General features: G+C 42.9%; 20 protein-coding genes and 2 pseudogenes. 3 read left to right on the top strand and 19 right to left on the bottom strand.

Annotated elements, in window-relative coordinates; translation table 11 throughout:
• Positions 1-28: 28 nt before the first annotated feature.
• From nhaC to grpE, 10 genes are all read right to left on the bottom strand, one after another.
• Entirely contained in the window at positions 29-1,546 is a 1,518-nt protein-coding gene (gene nhaC / locus GMES_RS16985) for a Na+/H+ antiporter NhaC (RefSeq protein WP_006993989.1), read from the bottom strand.
• 2 nt (positions 1,547-1,548) lie between these two features.
• Positions 1,549-2,895: a sodium-dependent transporter gene (locus tag GMES_RS16990; protein WP_006993990.1), complete on the bottom strand. Its 1,347-nt coding sequence runs from the start codon at positions 2,893-2,895 to the stop codon at positions 1,549-1,551.
• 201 nt (positions 2,896-3,096) lie between these two features.
• A complete protein-coding gene (prc, locus tag GMES_RS16995) occupies positions 3,097-5,136 on the bottom strand; it encodes a carboxy terminal-processing peptidase (RefSeq protein WP_006993991.1) in 2,040 nt (679 codons plus the stop codon).
• A gap of 4 nt (positions 5,137-5,140) precedes the next feature.
• Positions 5,141-5,791 (bottom strand): RNA chaperone ProQ, encoded by a 651-nt coding sequence (proQ, locus tag GMES_RS17000; protein ID WP_011574804.1) that lies wholly within the window; start codon positions 5,789-5,791, stop codon positions 5,141-5,143.
• A 22-nt stretch (positions 5,792-5,813) separates the two neighbouring features.
• Positions 5,814-6,101 (bottom strand): hypothetical protein, encoded by a 288-nt coding sequence (locus GMES_RS17005; RefSeq protein WP_006993993.1) that lies wholly within the window; start codon positions 6,099-6,101, stop codon positions 5,814-5,816.
• Entirely contained in the window at positions 6,098-6,562 is a 465-nt protein-coding gene (locus GMES_RS17010) for a free L-methionine (R)-S-oxide reductase MsrC (protein WP_006993994.1), read from the bottom strand. Before GMES_RS17010 ends, GMES_RS17005 begins: the two co-directional genes overlap by 4 nt.
• A gap of 278 nt (positions 6,563-6,840) precedes the next feature.
• A complete protein-coding gene (locus GMES_RS17015; protein ID WP_006993995.1) occupies positions 6,841-7,308 on the bottom strand; it encodes a c-type cytochrome in 468 nt (155 codons plus the stop codon).
• A gap of 332 nt (positions 7,309-7,640) precedes the next feature.
• On the bottom strand, positions 7,641-8,780 hold the full coding sequence (gene dnaJ, locus GMES_RS17020) for a molecular chaperone DnaJ (RefSeq protein ID WP_006993997.1): 1,140 nt from the start codon (positions 8,778-8,780) through the stop codon (positions 7,641-7,643).
• Between the two features lie 199 nt (positions 8,781-8,979).
• Complete coding sequence (gene dnaK / locus GMES_RS17025; protein ID WP_006993998.1) at positions 8,980-10,899, bottom strand: molecular chaperone DnaK; 1,920 nt, start codon at positions 10,897-10,899, stop codon at positions 8,980-8,982.
• A 132-nt stretch (positions 10,900-11,031) separates the two neighbouring features.
• The gene (gene grpE / locus GMES_RS17030) at positions 11,032-11,646 is read right to left on the bottom strand and encodes a nucleotide exchange factor GrpE (RefSeq protein ID WP_006993999.1); all 615 of its coding nucleotides are present in this window, start codon (positions 11,644-11,646) and stop codon (positions 11,032-11,034) included.
• A gap of 203 nt (positions 11,647-11,849) precedes the next feature.
• On the opposite strand from grpE, the gene GMES_RS17035 reads away from it, so the two are divergent.
• Positions 11,850-15,254, top strand: a complete 3,405-nt coding sequence (locus GMES_RS17035) for a PAS domain-containing hybrid sensor histidine kinase/response regulator (RefSeq protein ID WP_006994000.1) — start codon at positions 11,850-11,852, stop codon at positions 15,252-15,254.
• Between the two features lie 439 nt (positions 15,255-15,693).
• On the opposite strand, the pseudogene GMES_RS22510 reads toward GMES_RS17035, so the two are convergent.
• The 4 genes and pseudogenes from GMES_RS22510 to GMES_RS17045 form a co-directional block, all read right to left on the bottom strand.
• Positions 15,694-15,845: pseudogene (locus GMES_RS22510) on the bottom strand (transposase); the annotation flags it as partial.
• 36 nt (positions 15,846-15,881) lie between these two features.
• On the bottom strand, positions 15,882-16,244 hold the full coding sequence (locus GMES_RS22515; RefSeq protein WP_153811086.1) for a hypothetical protein: 363 nt from the start codon (positions 16,242-16,244) through the stop codon (positions 15,882-15,884).
• A gap of 68 nt (positions 16,245-16,312) precedes the next feature.
• Complete coding sequence (locus GMES_RS17040) at positions 16,313-16,642, bottom strand: hypothetical protein (protein ID WP_006994002.1); 330 nt, start codon at positions 16,640-16,642, stop codon at positions 16,313-16,315.
• A gap of 11 nt (positions 16,643-16,653) precedes the next feature.
• The gene (locus tag GMES_RS17045) at positions 16,654-17,052 is read right to left on the bottom strand and encodes a DNA/RNA non-specific endonuclease (RefSeq protein WP_006994003.1); all 399 of its coding nucleotides are present in this window, start codon (positions 17,050-17,052) and stop codon (positions 16,654-16,656) included.
• A gap of 70 nt (positions 17,053-17,122) precedes the next feature.
• On the opposite strand from GMES_RS17045, the pseudogene GMES_RS17050 reads away from it, so the two are divergent.
• Positions 17,123-18,337 (top strand): annotated as a pseudogene (locus GMES_RS17050) (transposase).
• 189 nt (positions 18,338-18,526) lie between these two features.
• On the opposite strand, the gene GMES_RS17055 reads toward GMES_RS17050, so the two are convergent.
• The 5 genes from GMES_RS17055 to GMES_RS17075 all read right to left on the bottom strand — a co-directional run bounded on the left by GMES_RS17055 (position 18,527) and on the right by GMES_RS17075 (position 22,352).
• On the bottom strand, positions 18,527-18,940 hold the full coding sequence (locus GMES_RS17055; RefSeq protein WP_006994004.1) for a hypothetical protein: 414 nt from the start codon (positions 18,938-18,940) through the stop codon (positions 18,527-18,529).
• Positions 18,941-18,973: 33 nt separating this feature from the next.
• Positions 18,974-19,714: a hypothetical protein gene (locus GMES_RS17060; protein ID WP_006994005.1), complete on the bottom strand. Its 741-nt coding sequence runs from the start codon at positions 19,712-19,714 to the stop codon at positions 18,974-18,976.
• A complete protein-coding gene (locus GMES_RS17065; RefSeq protein ID WP_006994006.1) occupies positions 19,698-20,813 on the bottom strand; it encodes an ATP-binding protein in 1,116 nt (371 codons plus the stop codon). The genes GMES_RS17060 and GMES_RS17065 overlap by 17 nt, the downstream gene beginning before the upstream one ends.
• A gap of 73 nt (positions 20,814-20,886) precedes the next feature.
• Positions 20,887-21,774: a hypothetical protein gene (locus GMES_RS17070; protein WP_006994007.1), complete on the bottom strand. Its 888-nt coding sequence runs from the start codon at positions 21,772-21,774 to the stop codon at positions 20,887-20,889.
• 83 nt (positions 21,775-21,857) lie between these two features.
• The gene (locus GMES_RS17075; protein WP_006994008.1) at positions 21,858-22,352 is read right to left on the bottom strand and encodes a P-loop nucleotide/nucleoside kinase family protein; all 495 of its coding nucleotides are present in this window, start codon (positions 22,350-22,352) and stop codon (positions 21,858-21,860) included.
• A 246-nt stretch (positions 22,353-22,598) separates the two neighbouring features.
• Between GMES_RS17075 and GMES_RS17080 the strand changes: the two genes are divergently transcribed.
• Positions 22,599-22,964 (top strand): site-specific integrase (locus tag GMES_RS17080; protein ID WP_039987694.1); only part of this gene is annotated, 366 nt, incomplete at its 3' end.

Below are 22,964 nucleotides of genomic sequence, written 5' to 3' on the forward strand. Positions count from 1 at the left end.
CCATCAAACGGCATCACTTAGTCTGCTATTAGATTTTTGTCTGGGTAGCTTGATGCACTGGCACTTGTTCGTCGCCGACTTCAACCGCTACTTCAGGAATAGGAATACGCAATATTTTCACCCCAAGATAAGCGTAAATAACCGCCAATACTGGGTTAATCAAATTGAAAAACGTATACATAAAATAATCGAAAGGATGCACAAGCAGTACGCCTTGCATATACGCACCACAGGTATTCCAGGGTATGAGTGGTGAGGTAATTGTACCGCCATCCTCTAAACTGCGAGATAAATTTAACTGATGTAAACCACGTTTAGCATATTCTTCTTTATACATACGACCTGGCATCACAATAGAAATATACTGATCAGCAGTGATTATATTGGTGCCGATACAGGTCAGAATAGTACGACTAATCATACTGCCAGCAGATTTCGCACCACGCAAAAACAACGCAACTACCGCTTTTAATAAACCAGTACGCTCGAGTACCGCACCAAAACTCATAGCGCAGATAATCAGCCAAATGGTATTTAGCATGCTAGACATACCACCGCGACTAAGTAGCGCATTTAGATTTTCATCGGCAGTGTTAAATGCAACACCATCAAATAATGAGGCCCACACTACAGACGCGACACCCAATACGCCCTGTTGGCTTTCATCTAACATGCTCTGTATGACATCAGGTTGAAACATCACTGCCCACAAACCACCTAGCAAAGCACCAATGGCCACCGCTGGAAAAGCAGGCATTTTTTTAATGGCTAAGGTCAATAGAGCGACCAAAGGCACCAGCATCATCCAGCTGATATTAAACTCTTGAGCAAGTAAGGTTTGCATTTGTTCGATGTTGCTCGATGTGCCCGACTCAGCGCCAGAAAAACCAATAATTGTGAACAGTATCAAGGCGATGACAAAACTAGGGACGGTCGTCCACAGCATGTAGCGGATATGCTCGAATAGTTCGGTTCCAGCTACAGCTGGCGCAAGGTTGGTAGTTTCCGACAAAGGCGATATTTTATCCCCGAAATAAGCGCCCGATATAACGGCACCTGCGGTTACCGCATCAGACATGCCCATTCCTGACGCCACGCCCATTAGTGCTACACCCACAGTTGCAGCTGTAGTCCAAGAACTGCCGATACTCATGGCCACAATGGCACATATCAAACAAGTAGCGGCGTAAAAGAATGAGGGGTTTAAAAGTTCTAAACCGAAATAGATAAGCGTTGGTACTGTGCCAGATAACATCCACGTCCCGATGAGTGCACCTACGGCTAATAGGATCAGTATCGCCCCAAGGGACAATGAAATCCCTTTTACGATTCCTTGCTCAATTTCCGTCCAGGTGTAGCCGTTTTTCAAACCAATAACAGCTGCAACGCCCATAGAAAACAGTAAGGCAATTTGATTCGGGCCAAACGATGAGTTATCAGAAAACAAAAATACCGACGTACTCAATAATATCACTAGAACCACTAATGGAATAAGGGCATCTAATAAACTTGGCTCTTTCTTTTGTTTTATTGTTGTATTTTCCATCTTTAGAAATCCAAAATATTAAGTGAACGGATGAACATGAAAAGGATGATAACCGGACACACGAACTTTAGATACCAAGGCCAAATTTTCCAGAAAAAGCTGTGCTCAGCTTGATCATTACCGTGCTTTATTTCGGCCAGGATCTGATCTCGCTTCCATACCCAGCCAACAAAAATACTCAGCGCTAAGCCAAGCAAAGGCTGGCTATACTCAGTGGTAACAGATATCACCAGCCCAAACAGCGCACCAAAATTGAAAATAATTGTACTGCTCATAATGAAGATAATGATCCCCAGCAGCCAAACGGCTTTTTTACGGGCTAGTCCTTTACTTTCAACGACGTAAGCAACGGGCACTTCGAGCATTGAAATAGAAGAGGTTAATGCAGCTATGACCATTAACGCAAAAAAAGCGAAAGCGACAAAGTAACCTACCACACCCATCGTATTAAAGAGTGCTGGCAACACGGTAAAAATAAGACTGTCACCGGCGATAAGCTCGCCATTTTCAGAAAATATTTGTACGCCATTATTTAGGGCTACGTACATTGCCGGAATGATCAACATGCCAGCCAAAATCGCAACACCAATATCAACTAGTGCGACGGATGCGCCAAGCACAGGTAAGTTCTCATTTTTACTCACATAAGAGCCGTAAACCAGCATGGTGCCCACGCCTAGAGACATAGAAAAGAATGCTTGTCCCATGGCACTAATAAGCAATTCAGCATTTAAAATGGCACTAAAATCTGGCACTAAATAGGCTTTCCAGCCATCCATCGCCCCGTCCAAAGTGGCTACATAGCCAATTAACAGTAAGATAATCAAAATTAAGGTGGGCATTAATCTTACTGACCAGCGCTCAATACCATCGCTAACACCACCGACGACAATGGAAGCGGTTAACGCAATAAAGAGACCACAAAAGATTAAGCTGCGGCCAGTAGATGAGCCAGTAAGCCATTGAGATGCCTCGTCCAGGCCAATAATTTGCGTGAAGGATTCGAAGAAATAACTGATCATCCAACCGGCAACAATGGCATAAAAGGCGAGGATCATAGAAACCGTAACAAAGCCCCAAACACCCGTTGCTCGGCCAATATTGCTGTTCGATATTTTGCCTAGAGCGTCCACCATATTTGCGCGCGTTGCACGGCCAATAATCAGCTCGGCCATCAAGACCGGATAAGCCAACACAAACGCCAGTAAAATGTATACGAGTACAAACGCTGCACCGCCATTACTGGCTACTTGAGTCGGAAACCCCCAAATATTACCTAAACCAACAGCTGACCCTGCGGCTGCTAGCACAAAACCTATACGAGATGAAAATTCTCCGCGTGCACTCATCAATCACCTTTATCATTATTGTAGTTTTTATGAGGTTTATTATTTTTATCAGCACTGGCGAATTAGAACGCCTACATATCAAGCTGATATTTATATTTTATTTGCCGTTAGTTTATCGGTTTGGTTGGTACCATGCTATTAGAAAAGCAACACAAACAAAAAAGGGGCTAGATTTACTAGCCCCTCAAGATCGTTTTACGCTTATTGTGCGCGAATGGCGTACTTACCTGTGCCCAGCAAATCATAAGTAATGTTTGCTGCTTCATCTAAGAAAGGGTCAATCTCAGGTTGGTCTTCAGGTAAATCATCTAACGTTTTTACAGGCTCTAAACCTTGACGAGCAAGACGCTCATTGGCGCGTTTTAGGCGTTTTGCGTCACGCTCTTCGCGCTCTTTGATCCGCTCTGACTCTACCAAAGAAAGGGTTTTATCATCTTCTTTGCTTTTGTACTGAGCGATATCTTCAAAAATATAAGCAAATTCAGGATCCGCTTTCACGCGTTTTTCATGCATTTCACTCAATTGTTTAGCTGCTTGTGATGTATCACCAAACGTAGAGTAAGTTGCGCGTTTAATGCTATCCCAAGGTAATGCGTTTTCTTCTTGGCTTTCACCCCAGTCTTTAGGATCAATCGCCGAAGGAAACAACACGTCAGGCACCACGCCCTGATGCTGCGTACTACCGCCATCAATGCGGTAAAACTTTGCAATGGTAAATTGCACACTGCCTAACGGATTTTCATATAAATCGTAAATGCGCCCTAAACCACGATGCTGCTGTACTGTGCCTTTGCCGAACGTTTGTTCACCCAAAATCAAAGCGCGGCTGTAGTCTTGCATCGCCGCTGCGAAAATTTCAGAGGCGGACGCGCTGTATCTATCAACCAGTACCGTAAGCGGGCCATCATAATAGGTTTTACCATCAACATCTTGTTCAACACGTACGCGCCCTGCACCGTCACGAATTTGTACTACTGGGCCTTTATCGATAAACAACCCGGTTAACAGGGTTGCTTCTGTTAAGGAGCCTCCGCCATTACCGCGCAAATCAACTATTACGCCTTCTACTTTCTGCTCTTTTAAGCTTTCGAGTTCTTTACGAACATCAACACTCAATTTGTTGTAGAAAGAAGGAATAGTGATAACACCGAGTTTTTCACCTTTATGCGAGCCAGTTTCAGGAACATACACTTCAGACTTAGCGGCTCTGTCTTCTAATTTAATTTTATCTCTGGTCAAACTTACCACTTCAGGAACCGTGCTTTCTGAATCGCCTTTCTCTATTTGAAGGCGAACCACACTCCCCTTTGGCCCTTTGATCAGTTCAACGACTTCATCTAAGCGCCAACCAATAACATCGACAAAGTCTTCGTCATCTTGAGCGACGCCGACAATTTTATCTTCTGGCTTTATTTTTTTCGATAAATCAGCCGGACCACCAGGCACAACACTGCGGATCACGGTGAAATCATCTTCACTTAGCAATACCGCACCAATGCCCTCGAATGACAAATTCATTTCCATTTGGAAGCGCTCTGCATTACGTGGTGACAAATAACTGGTATGCGCTTCAATACTGCGCGCAAACGAATTCATCAACGTTTGAAACACATCTTCGCTGGTAGTTTGCTTTAAGCGTTTAATGGCGCGTTCATAGCGCTTAGTTAACAACTCTTGTATCTTCGGCCATTCTTTATCCGCTAACTTCAAATTTAAGGCGTCATACTTTACGCGCTCGCGCCATAGTTCATCTAATTCAGCGGTGTTTTTTGGCCAAGCAGCTTCTTCACGATCAAAAGTGAAGGTGTCACCCTTCTTTTCAAAATCGAATTCTTTATCCAACAACGTCAATGCATACTCATAACGTTCAATACGGCGCTGCATATTCAATTGATAAATCTGATAGGCGACATCTAAGTCCCCCATCTCGATGGCTTCATCAAAATGATCTTGCTCTGCTTTGAATTTTTCAACATCAGCATTCAAAAACACGTTTCGGTTGATATCAAGAGAACGCATGTAGCGATCGAATACTTTCTCTGACAGCGCATCATCTAATGTGATCGGCTTATAGTGCGAGCGCAAGAAATTAGATGAAATGCGTTTAACCGACACTGCATGTTGCGATTCCTGTTTGAGAACAGGAATTTCGTCGACACTTTCTGCGTGCGTGACCGCAAGGGCCACCGAGCTAAATGCAAAAAGTGCTGATACAGCGGTAACGCGAATTGAATTGATCATTAAACTACCTCTTAGAACGGGCCAACCTCAAGTTATCTACTTGAACCTTTACCACCATACCTGTATCAAGCTGAACTTGAACACCATCTTTACTCACATCAGTGATTGTAGCAGGCATAGGCGATTTACCTATTTTTACGGTAACGGAAGTTCCCGCGACTAATTGCTCAGCTGATAGTTTCTCTGGGGGTGGTAACTTAGCTTTTGGCTTCACATTATCCTGATTAGTTCCCTTGGGCGAGGATTTAAATGCAGGAACTGTCTTGGATTTGTAACTTTTCTTTGCACCAGGCTTGGCAGCATTCTGCGCTTTGCGCTTTTCCGCAACCTTCGCTTTGCTTTCTTCAAGCTGCGCTTGGGCGTGGTCTGCATGCTCTTTCTCAATAGGAGCAGCCTGCTGACCGTCAAGATCGACACGAAAGGCACCTTCTTTCACGCTATGCAAATAACGCCAGCTATTTGTATAGTGTCTAAGAGAAGAACGAAGCAATGTCTTGCTTACACGCTCTTCTTCTTCAAGGCGCTGAGCTAAATCTTGGAAAATGCCAATTTTTAGCGGCTTCGCATCCCCTGTCACGCTAAAGCATGCAGGAAACGACTCACTTAAAAAATTGATGACTTCTTTACTGTTTGAAAACTTTTGAGGATTATCCATTAAATATTCTAGTTGTGTGTAGTTAGCGGGGTTCTTGATGCTCATCATCCCAAGTTGACAATAGTTGGTCAACCCAATCAAATAAATCATCATCGTCTATGTCAAGTAAATGACTGTCGTTACGCCAGTTTTCCCAAATATATTGGATCATATTTTCCAAACTGACGGTCTCAATATCTTCATCTGCGTTGTCGTAAAGCATATGCAACAACGAGTTAAAGCGATCCATCGCTTCTTCGGCATTATCCTCCCAAAACTCCATATCGTCTAGGGTGGCGAGTGCCACATGAATGTCGATAGAATTTTTCATGCAATTGCATCCTGCAATATATTGACCAAGTTTTGTAAACCGGTCATGTCGTCTTGGTCGAATCGCCCCGTGTGAGGGCTATCAAGATCCATTACCCCGAGCAATTGTCCGCTTTGATAAACAGGCAACACTGCTTCTGCGTTAGAGTCAGCGTCACATGCTATATGCCCGTCAAACGCATGCACATCATGAATGCACTGGGACAACCCTGTTTCTGCGGCTTTACCACACACACCGCGTCCCATTGGAATGCGGATGCAGGCAGGCTTACCTTGAAACGGTCCTAACACCAATTCATTGTCTTTAAGTAAATAAAAACCAGCCCAATTAAGCTCTGGTAAACGCATATACATCAGCGCACTCAAATTGGCTAAATTCGCAATTAAATCTTTTTCACCGGCCATCAAAGCCTGCGCTTGCTGTGCGACCTCTTGGTAAAGGTCTGTTTTACTTAATGTCACGTGTTATGCACCAATAAATAATGAAAATAATACCTAAGGGCTCGATATGGCGCTCAAGTTAACTGGATCAAGTTCAAATATAAAGAAAATTAGGGATATTTTTAGGATTAACGGTATATTTATTAAAATCGTTCAATTAACTACCTGTTGTAAAGGGGGACCTTAAGGCGAAAGACCCACAACTGTTGCTATATCGCTACTTTTCGCGCTCTTAAAAATTCACTCATATAAAACACAAAAGGCGCCGCAGCGCCTTCTAATCAGAATACATGTTGATTTTATTCAGCTTTGTAGCTGTCGTGGCATCCTTTGCAACTCTTCAACACACTACCGATAGCCGCTTTATATGCACTTTCATCGCCCTTCATGGCAGCCGATTTTAGGCCCTGCGAGGCTTCAGTTAACGCGTCTACATTGGTAGCAAAATCTGCACGATTTTGCCAAATTTTAGGCAATGCTTCTGTTTCAATGTCAAAACTAGATGTATCTAAGGCAAAGTAGTCGTCCATCATTAGAGACAATTGCTCTAAACGAGTGGCGTTCGTTTCTATGGTTTGCGTATCCATTGGGATAGCGCCTTTGGCCATAGCGCCTAAAGCACCTACATTACTGCGCACGAGTTGCAACAATGCTTGGCGAAATTGGGCCGCACTTTTGGCTTGTTTCTCTGAGCTGGCTTCTTGAGCAGACACACCCGCAGTTAACAACATTGTACTGGCTACTGCACTTATTAGTAATTTTTTCATAGTCCCTCGCGTGTTCGATGTTTTGGTTTATTAATGCTCTTCGACATAACAACTTTGTCATTACATAAAATCATTAGCAATAAACCTGCCTGATTGATACAAGATGGTTTGATATAAATATTATGTTGCGCCATGAACCGTACCCTAGGTCCTTGAAATACGGAATGTTAAAGCAATACGCAACTTTTGTAGGCTACCAAAAACACGCGCTGAATACATGCAAATTTACCCTAATATCCCTTTATAACGATCAACACCGACTCAATAGACAACAAAAAAGCCGCTTTGCAGCGGCTTTCAACATTTCAATAGCGGTGTAAAAGGCCTTGGTGCTAGTTAGTTAAGTCATCAAAGAACTTTTTAACACCGTCAAAGAAGCCGCTCTCTTTCGGACGATTCTTAGCGGTTTCTTTACCTTTACCCATTGATTCTTCGAGTTCTTCCAGCAATTCTTTCTGACGGCTATTCAAGTTTACCGGGGTTTCAATAACCACTTTGCAGATCAAGTCACCGACGCTACCACTGCGTACAGATTTCACACCCTTGTTACGCAGACGGAACATTTTACCGGTTTGCGTTTCTGGTGTGACCTTTAATTTAACTTTGCCTTCAAGAGTTGGAACTTCAATTTCCCCACCGATAGCGGCACGAGTGAAACTAAGTGGCACTTCGCAGTACAGGTTATTACCGTCGCGTTCAAAGATCTTATGCTGCTTAACATGGACTTGAACGTATAAATCGCCTGCTGGTGCACCGTTCTCACCTGCCTCACCTTCGTTTGAAAGACGAATACGGTCACCGGTATCTACCCCCGCTGGCACTTTTACAGACAAGGTTTTGGTTTTCTCAACACGTCCTTGACCGTGACATTTATTACACGGATCAGTGATAATTTTACCTTTACCACCACAGGTTGGACACGCTTGCTGAACGGCAAAGAAACCTTGACGCATTTGTACTTGGCCTTGGCCATGACAAGTTGTACACGTTTTCGCGCTTGAACCTTTTTTAGCGCCTGAACCATCACAGGTATCGCATTCAGCCAAGGTAGGTACACGGATTTCAACGCTTTTCCCGCGAACAGCTTCTTCTAGGCTCAGCTCAAGGTTGTATCGCAAATCGGAACCACGAGCAGCACGCGACTGACGACCGCCACCACGACCACCGCCGAATATATCGCCAAATACATCGCCAAAAATGTCGCCAAAATCACCCGCACCATGACCGCCACCATGTCCGCGATTCGGATCGACGCCCGCATGGCCATACTGGTCGTACGCCGCACGTTTTTGCGAGTCGGTGAGAATTTCATAAGCTTCTTGCACTTCTTTGAATTTCTCTTCCATGGCTTTGTCACCCTGAGTTCTATCCGGGTGATATTTCATAGCAAGGCGCTTGTAAGCCTTTTTTATATCGCGCTCGGCAGCCGACTTCTCGACACCCAACACTTCATAATAATCTCGCTTCGACATATAGCTTGTTTATCCTGATATTTGTAGTCAATAACGCTGACTACCTATTCTTCTATTACAATTTCATACCTTGTCTGGTGTTTGGTGATAACCAAAACACATAAGGTTATGAAACAAACGCGGGCGCTATGAATTAACTCCATGCGCCCGAGCTTGCCCTTACGTCATCACGACGCTCGGGCTGATGTAGTCAACAAAATTACTTTTTGTCGTCTTTTACTTCTTCGAACTCGGCATCAACAACGTCATCGTCTTGCTTAGCAGAAGCGTCTTCTGGTTGGCCTTCCGCACCGGCAGCTGCCTGCTGTGCTTGCGCCACTTCCATCAACTTCGCAGAAGCTTGAATCAACTCTTGAGTTTTTGACTCAATAGCTTCTTTCTCGCCTGCTTTTACGGCTTCTTCAAGAGCAACAACAGCAGCTTCGATTTCTGCTTTATCTTCATCAGACAACGCATCACCAGCTTCTTCCACTTGCTTACGCGTGCCGTGAATTAGGCCGTCAGCTTGGTTACGTGCTTGAACCATTTCTTCGAACTGCTTATCCGCTTCTTTGTTCGCTTCAGCGTCCTGTACCATTTTTTCAACTTCGTCATCACTCAAGCCAGAAGAAGCCTTGATAGTGATTTTCTGCTCTTTGTTGGTGTCTTTATCTTTAGCAGATACGTGCAAGATACCATCAGCATCGATGTCGAAGGTTACTTCAATTTGTGGCGCGCCGCGCTGTGCTGGGCGAATGCCTTCCAGGTTGAATTGACCAAGAGACTTGTTGCCAGCAGCTTGCTTACGTTCACCTTGAAGTACATGTACCGTTACCGCTGACTGGTTATCTTCAGCTGTAGAGAAGGTTTGAGACTTCTTAGTCGGTACGGTTGTGTTCTTCTCGATCAAGGCCGTCATTACGCCGCCCATTGTTTCGATACCTAGCGATAAAGGTGTTACGTCAAGTAGCAATACGTCTTTAACATCGCCAGACAATACGCCACCTTGAATCGCTGCACCTACCGCGACTGCTTCGTCAGGGTTAACATCTTTTCTTGGCTCTTTACCGAAGAATTCAGTTACGTATTTCTGCACTAGAGGCATACGCGTTTGACCACCAACCAAAATAATATCGTTGATATCACCTACTGATAAGTCAGCATCCGCAAGCGCTTGTTTTAGTGGCTCAAGGGTCGCTTTAACCATTTTCTCAACAAGTGACTCAAGTTTTGCACGAGTAAGCTTAATGGTTAAGTGCTTAGGACCAGACGCATCAGCAGTAATGTATGGCAAGTTCACTTCAGTTTGCTGCGCAGAAGACAATTCAATCTTCGCTTTCTCGCCAGCTTCTTTAAGACGCTGCATCGCTAATGGATCTTTACGCAAATCCATGCCTGAGTCTTTCTTGAACTCTTCTACCAAGTAGTTGATAACTTGGTTATCAAAATCTTCGCCACCTAGGTGCGTGTCGCCATTAGTCGCAAGTACTTCAAATGTATGCTCGCCGTCAGCTTCGTCGATTTCAATGATAGAGATATCGAATGTACCACCACCTAAATCGTATACTGCAACAACACTGTCGCCTTTTTTCTTGTCCATACCGTATGCAAGTGCAGCGGCTGTTGGCTCGTTAATGATACGTTTCACTTCAAGACCAGCGATACGGCCTGCATCTTTGGTTGCCTGACGCTGTGAATCGTTGAAGTATGCAGGAACGGTGATAACCGCTGCTGTTACTTCTTCACCAAGGTAATCTTCAGCTGTCTTTTTCATTTTTTTCAAAACTTCAGCAGAGATTTGTGGTGGAGCTAATTTTTCGTCTTTCGCTTGAACCCAAGCATCACCATTGTCTGCTTTGATGATATCAAAAGGCATGATGTCGATATCACGCTGTACTTCTTTATCTTCAAAACGACGACCGATAAGACGCTTAATTGCGAACAAGGTATTTTTAGGGTTAGTGATCGCCTGACGTTTTGCAGGTTGTCCCACTAATGTTTCACCATCTTGTGTATAAGCGATGATCGAGGGAGTTGTGCGATCGCCTTCGGCGTTTTCGATTACTTTTGCTTTTTCACCATCAAGTACAGCAACACAAGAGTTAGTTGTACCTAAATCGATTCCAATGATTCTACCCATTAGTTTTTCTCCAAATTTGTTTAATAATGCCTGTACACTTTGTGGGGTTATTTCGTCAGTTTTCAATTAGCTAATTGAAAAAACTCCCCATTTTTGTGAATATTTTTCGTATTTTTAATTAAAGCCTACGAATTATGCTTGGGTATCCACGCCGCCTTCAGGAGCACGGGATACCATCACCATTGCTGGACGTAAAAGACGACCATTTAATTCGTAACCTTTTTGCATTACTGCCATTACTGTATTAGCAGGCAATTCTGCGTTTTCTTGCATCGACATAGCCTGATGCTGTTCTGGATTAAAAGTTTCTCCCTGTGGATCGATAACTTTCATTCCGAATTTTTCAATGCTGCTCACAAATGATTTGAGGGTAATGTCCACGCCTTCAATCACAGGTTTAATAGCTTCGTTTTCTTTGTCCGCCACTTGTAATGCACGCTCTAAGTTGTCTGCTACTGGTAACAGCTCTGATGCGAACTTCTCAAGGGCAAACTTACGCGCTTTATCAACTTCACCTTCAGCACGTTTACGTACGTTGTCGGCATCGGCGATGGCGCGCATAACTGAGTCTTTTTGTGCAGCTAACGTGGCTTCCGATGCGGCTAATGCTGCTTCAAGCTCAAGAATACGTGCTTGCTCAGCGCTTAACTCTTCAACCTCTGCATCTGCTTGTTCCGCAGTGGCGTCGATCGCGGCTTCATTGACCGGCTGGGCTTCATCTTTTTGAGCTTGCTCTTCGTTACTCATTTTTCACTCCGTTCTTAGATATCACATTAAAGCTAAATTCGATTGCAGCTATTAATGGGGTTGCTTTAAAGCTCTTCAAGGGTCTTTTTTCGATGTTTTAAAAAAATTGTGTCTAAAGATTGCGCCTGATCAATAAAAATACGCTCTTTTACCTGAACGGTGTTCGAGATAGAGTATTGATATAATAATAAATGCGAATACCTATGTTTAGTGTCTTGTCCTTAATGGCCATCGTGGTTGGCTACTTACTGATTTTGTTTTTGTTGGCCTTTTGGGGCGATAAGCGCGCAAAAGCCAATCAGCAACACCCATATATATATAGCTTGGCGCTGGGTGTTCATTGCACGTCCTGGGCATTTTTCGGTACCACCACACAAGCCGCCCATTATGGCTGGGCATTTATTCCTACTTATATGGGTGTGATTTGTGTTTTCTTATTTGCTCACCCTATCCTTCGCCGCGTTGCCAACGTATGTCACCAGCACAATATAAGCTCCCTCGCTGATTTTATTAGTTTGCGTTACGACAAATCTCACTTCTTGGCGGCCCTTGTCACGCTGCTGTGTTTTATTGGCGTTGTGCCTTATATCGCGTTGCAATTAGATGCCGTGACCGGCGGTATTCGCGTGGTAACCGGGGCTGATAATCTATGGCCTGACGGCGTAGGGTTTTATGTGGCGTTATTAATGGCGATTTTCGCTGTGTTGTTCGGTACTCGCTCCCTCAACCTCACCGATAAACATCCTGGTTTAATGCTCACGGTGGCGTTTGAATCTGTGGTGAAATTAGCAGGTTTAGTGATTGTAGGTTTGTTCGTTTGTTACAGTTTATTTGACGGTGTATTTGACTTGTTAGGAAAAGCACAGTTACACGAACGCGCGAGCGAAACAATCAACGCAGATTCAGGGGTATGGGTTTACGTCAGCCAAATGCTGCTTGGGGTTTGTTCGATGTTCTGCTTACCCCGGCAATTTCATATCAATTTTATCGAAAACAATGGTGACAAAGAAATCACCACTGCCCGCTGGCTGTTCCCTTTATATTTATTGGGCATGACCTTATTCGTACTTCCGATTGCACTAGCCGGGCACATGCTCTTCCCTGATGGCCATGTCAGCACAGATACTTACGCCCTTGCCTTACCGGTGGCATCAGGAAATGCTTGGATCACTATTATCGCCTTCATTGGCGGGCTCGCAGCAGCGACCAGCATGATCATAGTCGCCACCCTTGCTATGGGCGTGATGATATCTAATAACATCGCCACCCCATTGTGGTTAACCCTGCAACTGCGTACCCAGCAACGACATCGCTTAAAACCCAGTAGCATATTGCTTATTCGGCGCGCCACTGTGCTGGTCGTATTAGGGGTGGCGTATTTTTATCACGTTAACATCAGTCAATCAGCATCTTTGGTGCAAAGTGGAGTTATTGCGATAGCGCTGCTGTCGCAAACATTTCCTATCCTCTTACTCGGTTTATATTGGAAACGCGGCACTAGGTTGGCCGCGCAGCTGGCCCTCGCCAGTGGTGCCTTATGCTGGGCGTATTGGTTATTGTGGCCCAGTATTACCGCAAGCTATTATTTCAACGATGCCCCCTCAGACATTCAACTTGCCCAAGGGTTTGTGTTCAGTTTAGGGGTGAATATTGTGTGTTTTTTCTTGGTGTCTTTTATCCAAGGTATACGCACCCAGAACACAGCACACGATGCCATTACTCACAATACCCAACCTTTTGGTCACGCGGTAAAAGTATCAAATCTTCTGACCATTACAGAAAAAGTATGGGGGGCTGAGCGCCACCAAGCATTACTGGATAAACTCACTCCTGTTCAACTTGCTGGCTACGCTAGCCCGAAGCTTTTGTCTACAATTGAGAGCGAACTTGCAGGGCAAGTAGGCAGTGCCAGTGCGCGTATTTTACTTTCTGCCATTGGCGAGAAGCGCGATGTTGAGCTGTCAGAGCTTGTAGAATTAGTTGAAGAGGCCAGCCAAACCTTTCAGTTTAATCATGAATTACTGCAATCGTCAGTGGAGAATATTCAACAAGGCATAGTCGTGCTTGACCGGGAGCTGAATTTGCTTGCTTGGAATCAGCGTTATGTTGAGCTTTTCAATTACCCCAGAGGCTTTGTGCAAGTGGGTATGTCCATTCACCAGTTGCTTGAATTCAACGCCAAACGAGGTCTATTTGGGCATAACACCGACACGGGGCAAAGCAATATAGAAATGGAAATTGAAAAACGTGTTGCCTTTATGCAATCAGGCAGCGCGTATAAGTATGTTCGTCATCAACAAAATGGCCAGGTTATTGAGCTTAATGGTCGCCCGTTACCGGGCGGCGGCTTTGTTACCACCTACAGTGACATTACAGAATACATTAATATTCAGCAGCAACTCGAGCAGGCTAAAACGAGCTTGGAATCACGTGTTCAAGAACGCACTGAGCAGTTACAAATTGTCAACATTGACCTTGAGAAAGCGCGCCGTGAAGCGGAAAGTGCTAACGAGAGTAAAACAAAATTTTTGGCTGCTGCCGGTCATGATCTTATGCAACCCTTTAATGCTGCATCCTTATTTGCCGCCATGCTTAAACAGAAATCCCCCCCAGGGGAAATGGCAGAGATGAGCTCGAATCTCGTCGATTCACTGAGTAATGCCGAGTCCCTTTTGTCGATGTTACTTGATATGACGCGCCTTGAATCAGGGGCGTTGACGCCGCATGTACAAATCTTTTCTTTAGACAGTATTTTGCGTCCCATGCTTAACGAATTTTCTGTACTTGCTGAGCAAAAAAAATTACGCGTAACCTATGCAAGTACCAGTTTATGGGTAATATCAGATCCCAAATTGCTAAGAAGAATAATACAAAACCTATTATCAAATGCGATACGATATACCGATTCTGGGCGTATATTAGTGGGTGCAAAACGGCAAAATGGCTTCGCACGAATATGTGTTATGGACACCGGCGCTGGGATTGCCAAAGACAAACAACAAGAGATATTTCTGGAGTTTCATCAGTTAGACAGCAACCCTAGTGCACAGGGTTTAGGGCTGGGTTTAACCATTGTCGAGCGTATCAGTGCACTACTCAATCACCCTGTGACCTTACACTCTACATTAGGCAAAGGTACGTCATTTGATATTGCCGTGCCAATCGGGGTTAAACAAAATAACTCCCCTCAAACAGCAACCCGTGGAAACAATGATATTAACCTACCGCTACATAACAAACGTGTATTGATTGTTGATAATGAGCCTCAGATCTTAGACGCGCTTCAACGGTTATTAGTTGATTGGGGCGCAACCGTGATTGCAGCAAAAGATACCAAGAGTGCACTGCAAATACTCAATCAGCCCATTGATTTGATGATACTTGATTACCAACTTGACCATGGTGAAACCGGTATTGATGTGGCCCGCGCTATTAGGCAAGCATTTAATCAGGAAGATGGCTCACTGCTCCCCATTATTCTTAACTCTGCGCGCCAAGATGAGCAAATTAGGCAACAAGCGATTGATGAGCAAATGCATTATTTACCGAAACCGCTTAAACCGCTCGCTTTGAAAAGACTGATTAAACAGCTTCTCACTAAAAAATAATTGTTTATGCTTTAGCGACGCACGAGCAGAGTAGCTAACGTTAGCCAGCGATTATGAAAAACATTTTTGCTATGCAGCAGGTGCTGAGCAAATGATGAATGCGTTCAAGCGCCACACCCATCATCAACGACTGCGAGGAATGACCAAAGCCAAAGCTTTGTTGAAACGCGCCTAAAACATTACATCTAATGCATCTCGTGTAGCGTTGACGCTTGCCTAAAAGTTGACCTTACGCGCCGTTTTCTCCCTCAACGCTTAATATTCCAGAAATAATTCTCAATCACTCAGATCAAAAGTACTTTAACGCTTGTTTAGGGTAATTCCCCCCTCTAAGCAAACGAGCTTTTTATACGATTTTAAAGATGGCTGTCTATGTTAGTAATACGATTTCAAAGATGGCTGTCTCTGTTAGTAATATCAAAGATGGCTGTCTCTGTTAGTAGGCACGCCTGTGCTCATAACTTTGGCCTGAATAGATATCCACAGCGCGGCTGCCGCACCACATAAAAAAGAACGACGTACACAGCGTGAGACACAATGATAATAAGGGGTATCCGATAAACTAATCAAACTGGCTCGTTTCTGAGTCATAAAGCCTCCCAAATAGATTAAACTCATCGCTAACTCTTATCTAAAGCCTAGTACAGTTCTTTTAGTAACCTGTTTCTGATCATCAACACATTTAATTCGGCCCACCACTCTGGGTTTAGGAGCAGCAACATTCACGTAAGTGCCACTTATTGGCACTCGTATAGTGTCGTTGCTTTTCTCTCTTTTTCGTTCGAGTGATTCATATCCCAAAGGGCAAAGTTCAGATGCTCTTCGCTCCCAAAATACTTCAATATCTTCATAACTATGGCGAGTAGTACCTGCATACCGAAGAAAGTACTCTTTATTTGCTATTAACTGTTCCCTGTAACCATTGTGTCCTCGGTTGACCTCTAAGGAGCCATAAGGTTCGCCAGCGCAGCCCCAGAGTAATGCACACACGATTAAAACCACCCATGATTTAAAAAGTCTCGCTTACCCACTCTAATCCAACTGAAATCAATCAACTCTTATCCTAACCAATCTGGTTTTTCATAAGAGTAATTGATATTGAACTTTCGGTTAGAGAGTAGTTCAAAATTTATTGTCCATACTCTCTCCCCTGTCGTTTCTTTAATATTATCGCGCAAAAAGAAAAGGGCTTTTTTCATATCGGCAGCAGCACTCGGATTGAGTCTGTTTAAGTTATTGAAACGCTCATCACTTTTCAAACCGTAACAAACACTTTTTACCATTGAGTCTGCTATATCGGCTTCCAAAACTAACTTATCCCAGTGATTTAAATTCACGATATTTGAAAGATAATTCGCCAGAGTTTGATACGCAGTTTCTGCAATCATAATTATTACTCCTACTGGTTAAAATCAAAAAACTCAGACACACCGTCAATAACGGCCTCAACCCTTAGGTTACTGGGTCGAGTAGAGGCTGGATTATCTGGATAAAAAACCTCTATGGCTATAGTAACACCTTTGCCTTCGTCAAGTTGTTTTCCAAGGTAAATTTCCATAGCGCGGAACTCTGAGCGGTTGAGCTTAGTAGTCATGGGGACTAAGTTTATTTTGTCTCCAGCTCCACCTAAATGTCTAGCAATGAGGTGTCCCCCATCATAACCAGTACCACATGCTTTAACTCCTGCGCATCTTTGCGCTTGGGTATTGCGGTCTAATTTGACGCCGCTATCTGAATCCCCCCCCACAGAAACAACTCGACCATTGGTAAAAGAAACAGGGAAAAGAAAGACACCCATGATAAATATGGTCAATTTTCAGGGCTGAACTACACTTGATTTGTGTTTCATTCTGTCAGGTAGATGGATTATGCCTCAACCTCGAAAAAGCCAAATTAGTTTAATCGATACGCCTTATTTTATTCACAACATCCATGTCGTTCACTTCTTCGAAGCCAGCTAAAGCTGTTCAAATTTTATTCCCGATAAATTTGTCATTGTGTGTCCCGGTGTGTGCGGCGTTCTTTCTTATGTGGTACGGCAGCCGCGCTGTAGATAAGTACTCTAAACAAAGTTACGAGCATCGCCGAGGCTGGGTAGAAGAGCGTTTATTGTTTCTATCGACAGTATTCGCAATAGACATTTGTGCGTATGCGGTCATGAATAATCAGTAAAAATGTTGGGAGCATTTTACAACAGCTTTAGCTGGCCCGAAGGGCGTAAGGCAGGATGCCTGAAGTAGACTCATGTGGTGCTTTGTGTGGATAAAGCCTTGGCTGATAATTGGGATAGCGATGAAGTGTTGAGGCGCTATCACAAGCTGCATAGAGGCACATTGCTGACTCAGAAATTCATGAATGGCGATACGCTGAGCCAAGGAGAGCTAATCACCTTTGATGAAACCGTTGAAACCTATCGGCAACGTTTGTATGACATAAGCTGGTTTATGCGTGACTTAAATGAGCATATTGCTCGCGAAGCCAATAAAGAAGACGGCTGCACTGGTCGTTTTTATTCGCAGCCATCCTTGGCGCTCTCCCTGCGGGCCAGCTAAAGCTGTTCTAATTTATTCCAGATAAATTAGTGGGAAGGAAGGTTCAAGTCCCAAGCTTTGCTGGATGAAAGTGCCGTACTAGCGTGTATAGCCTATGTGGACTTGAATCCCATTCGTGCAAAAATGGAAAAAACACCAGAAACATCAAAGCACACCAGTATCAAAAAACGTATTCACGCCGCTAAAAACAAACAACCTCAACCGAGCGTTTTAATACCCTTTGTGAGAAACCCTCGTGAAAATATGCCCAAAGGAATCCCCTACTCACTCAAAGACTATTGTGAGCTGGTAGATACAACAGGCCGCTGTATTCGTGATGATAAGGCAGGTCATATCGACAATACTCAAAGCCCAATTTTAGAACGACTCGGCTTAGATTCTGCTCAATGGTTAACCTTGACTACTGAGTTCGAAAAACACTTTTGCTACGCAGCAGGTGCTGAGCAAATGATGAATGCGTTCAAGCGCCATACCCATCATCAACGTCTGCGAGGAATGACCAAAGCGAAAGTTCTGTTAAATCGCGCATAAGACATTGCAACTAACACATCAAATGCAACGCTTGTAACGTAGGCGTTTGCCTAAAAATTGACCTTGCGCGCCGTTTTCCCCCTCAACGCTTAATATTCCAGTAAAAATCCCCAATCATTCAGAGCAAAAGTACTTTAACGCCTGTTGAGCGGGTATTTTCCCCTAAGCAGCAGAGTTTTTTATACGATTCTAAAGATGGATGTCTTTGTTAGTATTCTTTGTTAGTATTACAATAAAATCGGCTTTTTGATAAAAAACATCATTACCTTCTTCAAAATGCTGACCATCTATATCAAGTTCAAAACTTGTTTTCTCTTCCTTTTGCTCTTGAACCATTAGCGTTACTCTGTAATTTTCAATTTGAAAGAAAAAGTCTGAGTCAGTTAAAACTAGATTATTTATCCCCTCACTTTCATCAATTGTTGCCTTCATGCAATCCAAAGAGACAAGGAAGTCGACACTCATGCCGAAACCTATGCGATTATCATTTTCAATTTCACATCCTGAAATCAGAATGGTGAAAAGTAACACCAATATTCGATTAATATACCTTGGCTTATAACGCTCGGCTCTGGGGCGTGGTGACGTTTGGCTGCTTTTCAAGCCAAACTTTACCACGTCCCTAGCAGCCGCTTGTTAGATTTTGGTGATAAAGTCTGCCAATCTTTGCCCAATGCCTTTATCACTTTCATTTAGCTCGGCTGTAGATGAGCTATTTGGTTCGTTTACAACAACTTCAATGTTACCTATTTCATCTCGAACTTCTCGAAGTTTTACTTGTATTTCGCTTTGGTGAGTCTCCAGCGTGGCCATCAAAGCACTCTCTGAAGCTCTTCTGTAAATCCATACGACGGCCAACAAAGAAATTATGATTACAAGTATAAGGATCATATCCAGCATGTCTCTCTGAGCTGTTTCTCTGTACATCGTAATCTTATGGTTACCACTATCGTCGATGTAATTTATGTCGTATGAAATTGGTGAATCCGAAAACATTGTTATTTTCAGATTCGAATTGCTCGACAGCCTTTCAAGAGGAATTTTTAGTCTGCGCCCTTTAATTTCTGGCTTGCCTATGTCTTCATCACTGGTCAATTCGAATTTCGGGATTTCTACAAAGAACTCGACTATAAGCTTAACGTTCTTAGATGCAGACCTCCCTCTATTTTTGAGATTAAGCGTCTCAATATATCCATTCTGGTTAATGAGTGAATTCAGCTTGATCGTGTCATTAGTTGCAACTATATCTGCCTTACTACTTATTTTTGATACGCTATCACTAAGAGTTAGACCAATGAACGCAACTAGAAAACTCAATATCGATACACCTAAAGATATTTTTTCACCCCAACCCATTTGATTAACTGCCGAAGACATGCAGGCCTCCTTGCGCATTTAGATTCAGTACTACATGCTCACTTGGAACCTCATCTTTGTAGGTAAACTCGATATATTGAAGGCCTTTGTTCATAAACATCAGATCATCAAGAATATTGAGAGATCTTCGATACGACCTATTATCAAGATCAAACGATAGGTAGCTGTCATTGATAATTAGCTGTGGGAAATTGTAACGGCCTTCTTGGGCGACTTTTGCAACTGCCAGAACTAGTATAAACCTTGAAAAGGTCTCCTCTCCATAGGACATGGTTTTACTTCGGCTTTTAATAAACAACTCCAAACCATCAAAAAAGCTCCTTTCAAATCCCGCAGAATGATTGAGACTAAAAAACACATCCTCTATTTCAGCGATCTTAGATCTCAGTACTAAATCCGATCGTTCCTTTATTTCCTCAAATTTTGACATGGCATTAATCAGTAAACCTTCTTTTTCTCTGAACTCATCAAAAAATCGCTCTTTTGTTGATTCGATTGTGCTATCCAAATCTGCGATCTTTACGCTCTCTTTCAGCCTAACTGTAATTGACCTAGAAAATTCATCGACAATTTTTTCAAGTTCTTTATTTTTTGAAACTTCTTTTTTTAATGCGTATATATCCTTTTCAACGGAACTCAGCAAAGATACATTTACACCACACATTGAATTTATAGATTCCCATTGCTGGCGTCTGTTAGCTGATCTTTCTTCGGATAAAAAACAAAAATTCAGTAACGCGAAAATAGATTCAGCATCACTCTCATATATATAGGTAGGTGAAAGCGCTTCTGTTAGAAATCTATCTAGTTCTTTTGATAATGCACGATACTTATGAGTTACCCCTTTCTGCCAAACGGAAAGATACGTACTGCCAACCTCTCTTCTAAATCCAATACCCAATCCATTAATGCAAACCTCAAGCTCAATTAGGCTTATGTGTTTATGCACAACAGACTTAGTCAAACCCAGCGCATATCTAATACAATTAAATACGGTAGTCTTTCCTGAATTATTATTACCGACGATATAATTCGGGCCATCTTTAAAATGGATGTGAGTATCATCAATTTGAAGTGATACTAGCTTTAAACTATTCACTCATACCTCTCGAACCCTCTACCTTGTGGAAATCTAACGCCGCGTTCACCGGCTTGTCCTGTGCAACGCTTTGTTAGCTGCGCTGCACATGTTTCGAAAGGTTTGAAACGATTACTTTTAGGTTACCTATCAATGACATGACATCATTTTCAGTAATCGAAACTTTCTTTCCCAACTGTTCTGGGTTACTGCCAGTTTTCTTTATATATTCTTCATCAACTACCCCCATTCTATGCGCTAGAAGATGGCGTTTTTGAAACTGTTCTATAACGAACTCCCACTCGGAGCTATCGAGACCTTCAGCAATATCAATTCCGGAATCGTCGAGTTTTTGCTTGGCTACGTATATATTCTGAAATGACAGCTTAGGATATCGGTCAAGACAACGCTCTCGTGCAAACCCATCAAATGCCGAAATGCAGTCCTCCAGTCCATTTTCAATTAGCTTATTTTTTATATCTAATGGTGATTCTTTAGCTAGATCAAGTATTTTTATGACCAGATCAAAATTTGCCTCAGCTATCTGTTCGGAGTTGTGCTCTGAACAATCAGGGCAGTAACCGAATGCGCCATAGATAGCATACTGCAGGGTGCAGTTTTTACACTCAACTCTTTCTTCAAGTTCTTTTTCAGAGTAGTAGGTAATGGGAGTTGGCCTTCCCTTTACAGTTATCCCAATAGAAATAAACTGATTCCTTTTTGGTTTCCTCTCCATCTTCTTCATCGTTTTGAGAAGATCACCAGAAACCTTATTTAGAACAACTGACTGCGCGTACTCAATCTGCTGTTTTGTCCAAAAATGGTCTTGCGGACCAAAATGCTGGCAATAGGGGCAATAACAATCGGAGAAATCAGGGATACCAGTACCCGGCTTTATCTTGAAGTACTTTTCGCACTCGGGGCACTCTCTACCCAAGTAGCCTTCTTCGTCTTTCTTAATATCCACTGAGTAGGTTTCCACTACTGATTCCTTTTTTCAGCTAACGCCGCGCTCTGCGGAAATTTAGAAGCGCCAGCGAGTAAATTTTCCGTAGCAGCGCCTTGTTATGCATTTTGCGTCACTTTGGTTATATTGAAACCTTCCTCGGATGTTGGAGCCATAAAATACTTTGTAATCTGATTAAACATCTCTACCGTATCCGTTGCTGCTCTCTCCGGTATCTCTGTGCGTCTTTTCTCGATTTGCTTGAGACAGGCTTCATTTGGTAAGTCGATGTATATCAAATTATGTGGAGCTTCGATCTCGGAGAAAATACTCCGAAACCAATCTCTTTGTGAAAGAGTATTGGCCGGGAAGTCCATCACCACATTTGTTCCCGCAGACAAAATGGACTGAACAAGCTTTTTAATCTGTGGTTTAAGTATATTAGAATATTCAATATAGTCATTTAGTGATGAAATCTTATTTGGGTAAAGTGACGCAAGCCATTCATCTTCTGAAAGCAATACTGAGTTGCCTTCCTGTGTGATTTCACCAGCTTTGGTAGACTTTCCTGCACCCATTTTGCCACAGAAAAAGGTCAACACTCCTTTGTTCATAGTTGCTCTCTATTTTGATGCATAACAATTTTAATATCTTGCAAAATGAGGTGTTTAAACACGGCATTTTGTCGCATATATACATTCATCATTTTTAACATGCTTCCTATGTCTTTGTATAGGTTAGTTATCTTTCTGGTTTCTTAAAACACGTTTGTTGATATGCGGTACTTTGCCAAAAACTTGCTGTTATAGGAGACAGCAACTATAACTGTATAAATACACATGTAAATTAAAGTGCAATTTATGCCAAATTCACCCTCGCCTTTTTTGACTATGGTCGCCGAAGAAATGTATAAAAAGCGTTACGCCAAACGCACGATAGAATCCTATATAAAGTGGATCCGTAATTTTATTCTTTTCCACAATAAACAACATCCGACCTATTTACATGATAACGAGGTAGAAGCATTTTTATCCCATTTAGTGCTCAAGCAGGATTGCGCAGCTAACACCCAATCTTCAGCATTAAACGCATTGGTGTTCTTATACCGAGATATTATTAATAGACCACTCACCCTAAAATTAAATTTTGTTAAAAGTAACAGGCAGCAGAAACTGCCTGTGGTATTAACCATTGATGAAATACGTCGTTTTTTTGCGGTGGTTAAC

The organism is Paraglaciecola mesophila KMM 241 (assembly GCF_000315015.1).
Taxonomy (GTDB): domain Bacteria; phylum Pseudomonadota; class Gammaproteobacteria; order Enterobacterales; family Alteromonadaceae; genus Paraglaciecola; species Paraglaciecola mesophila.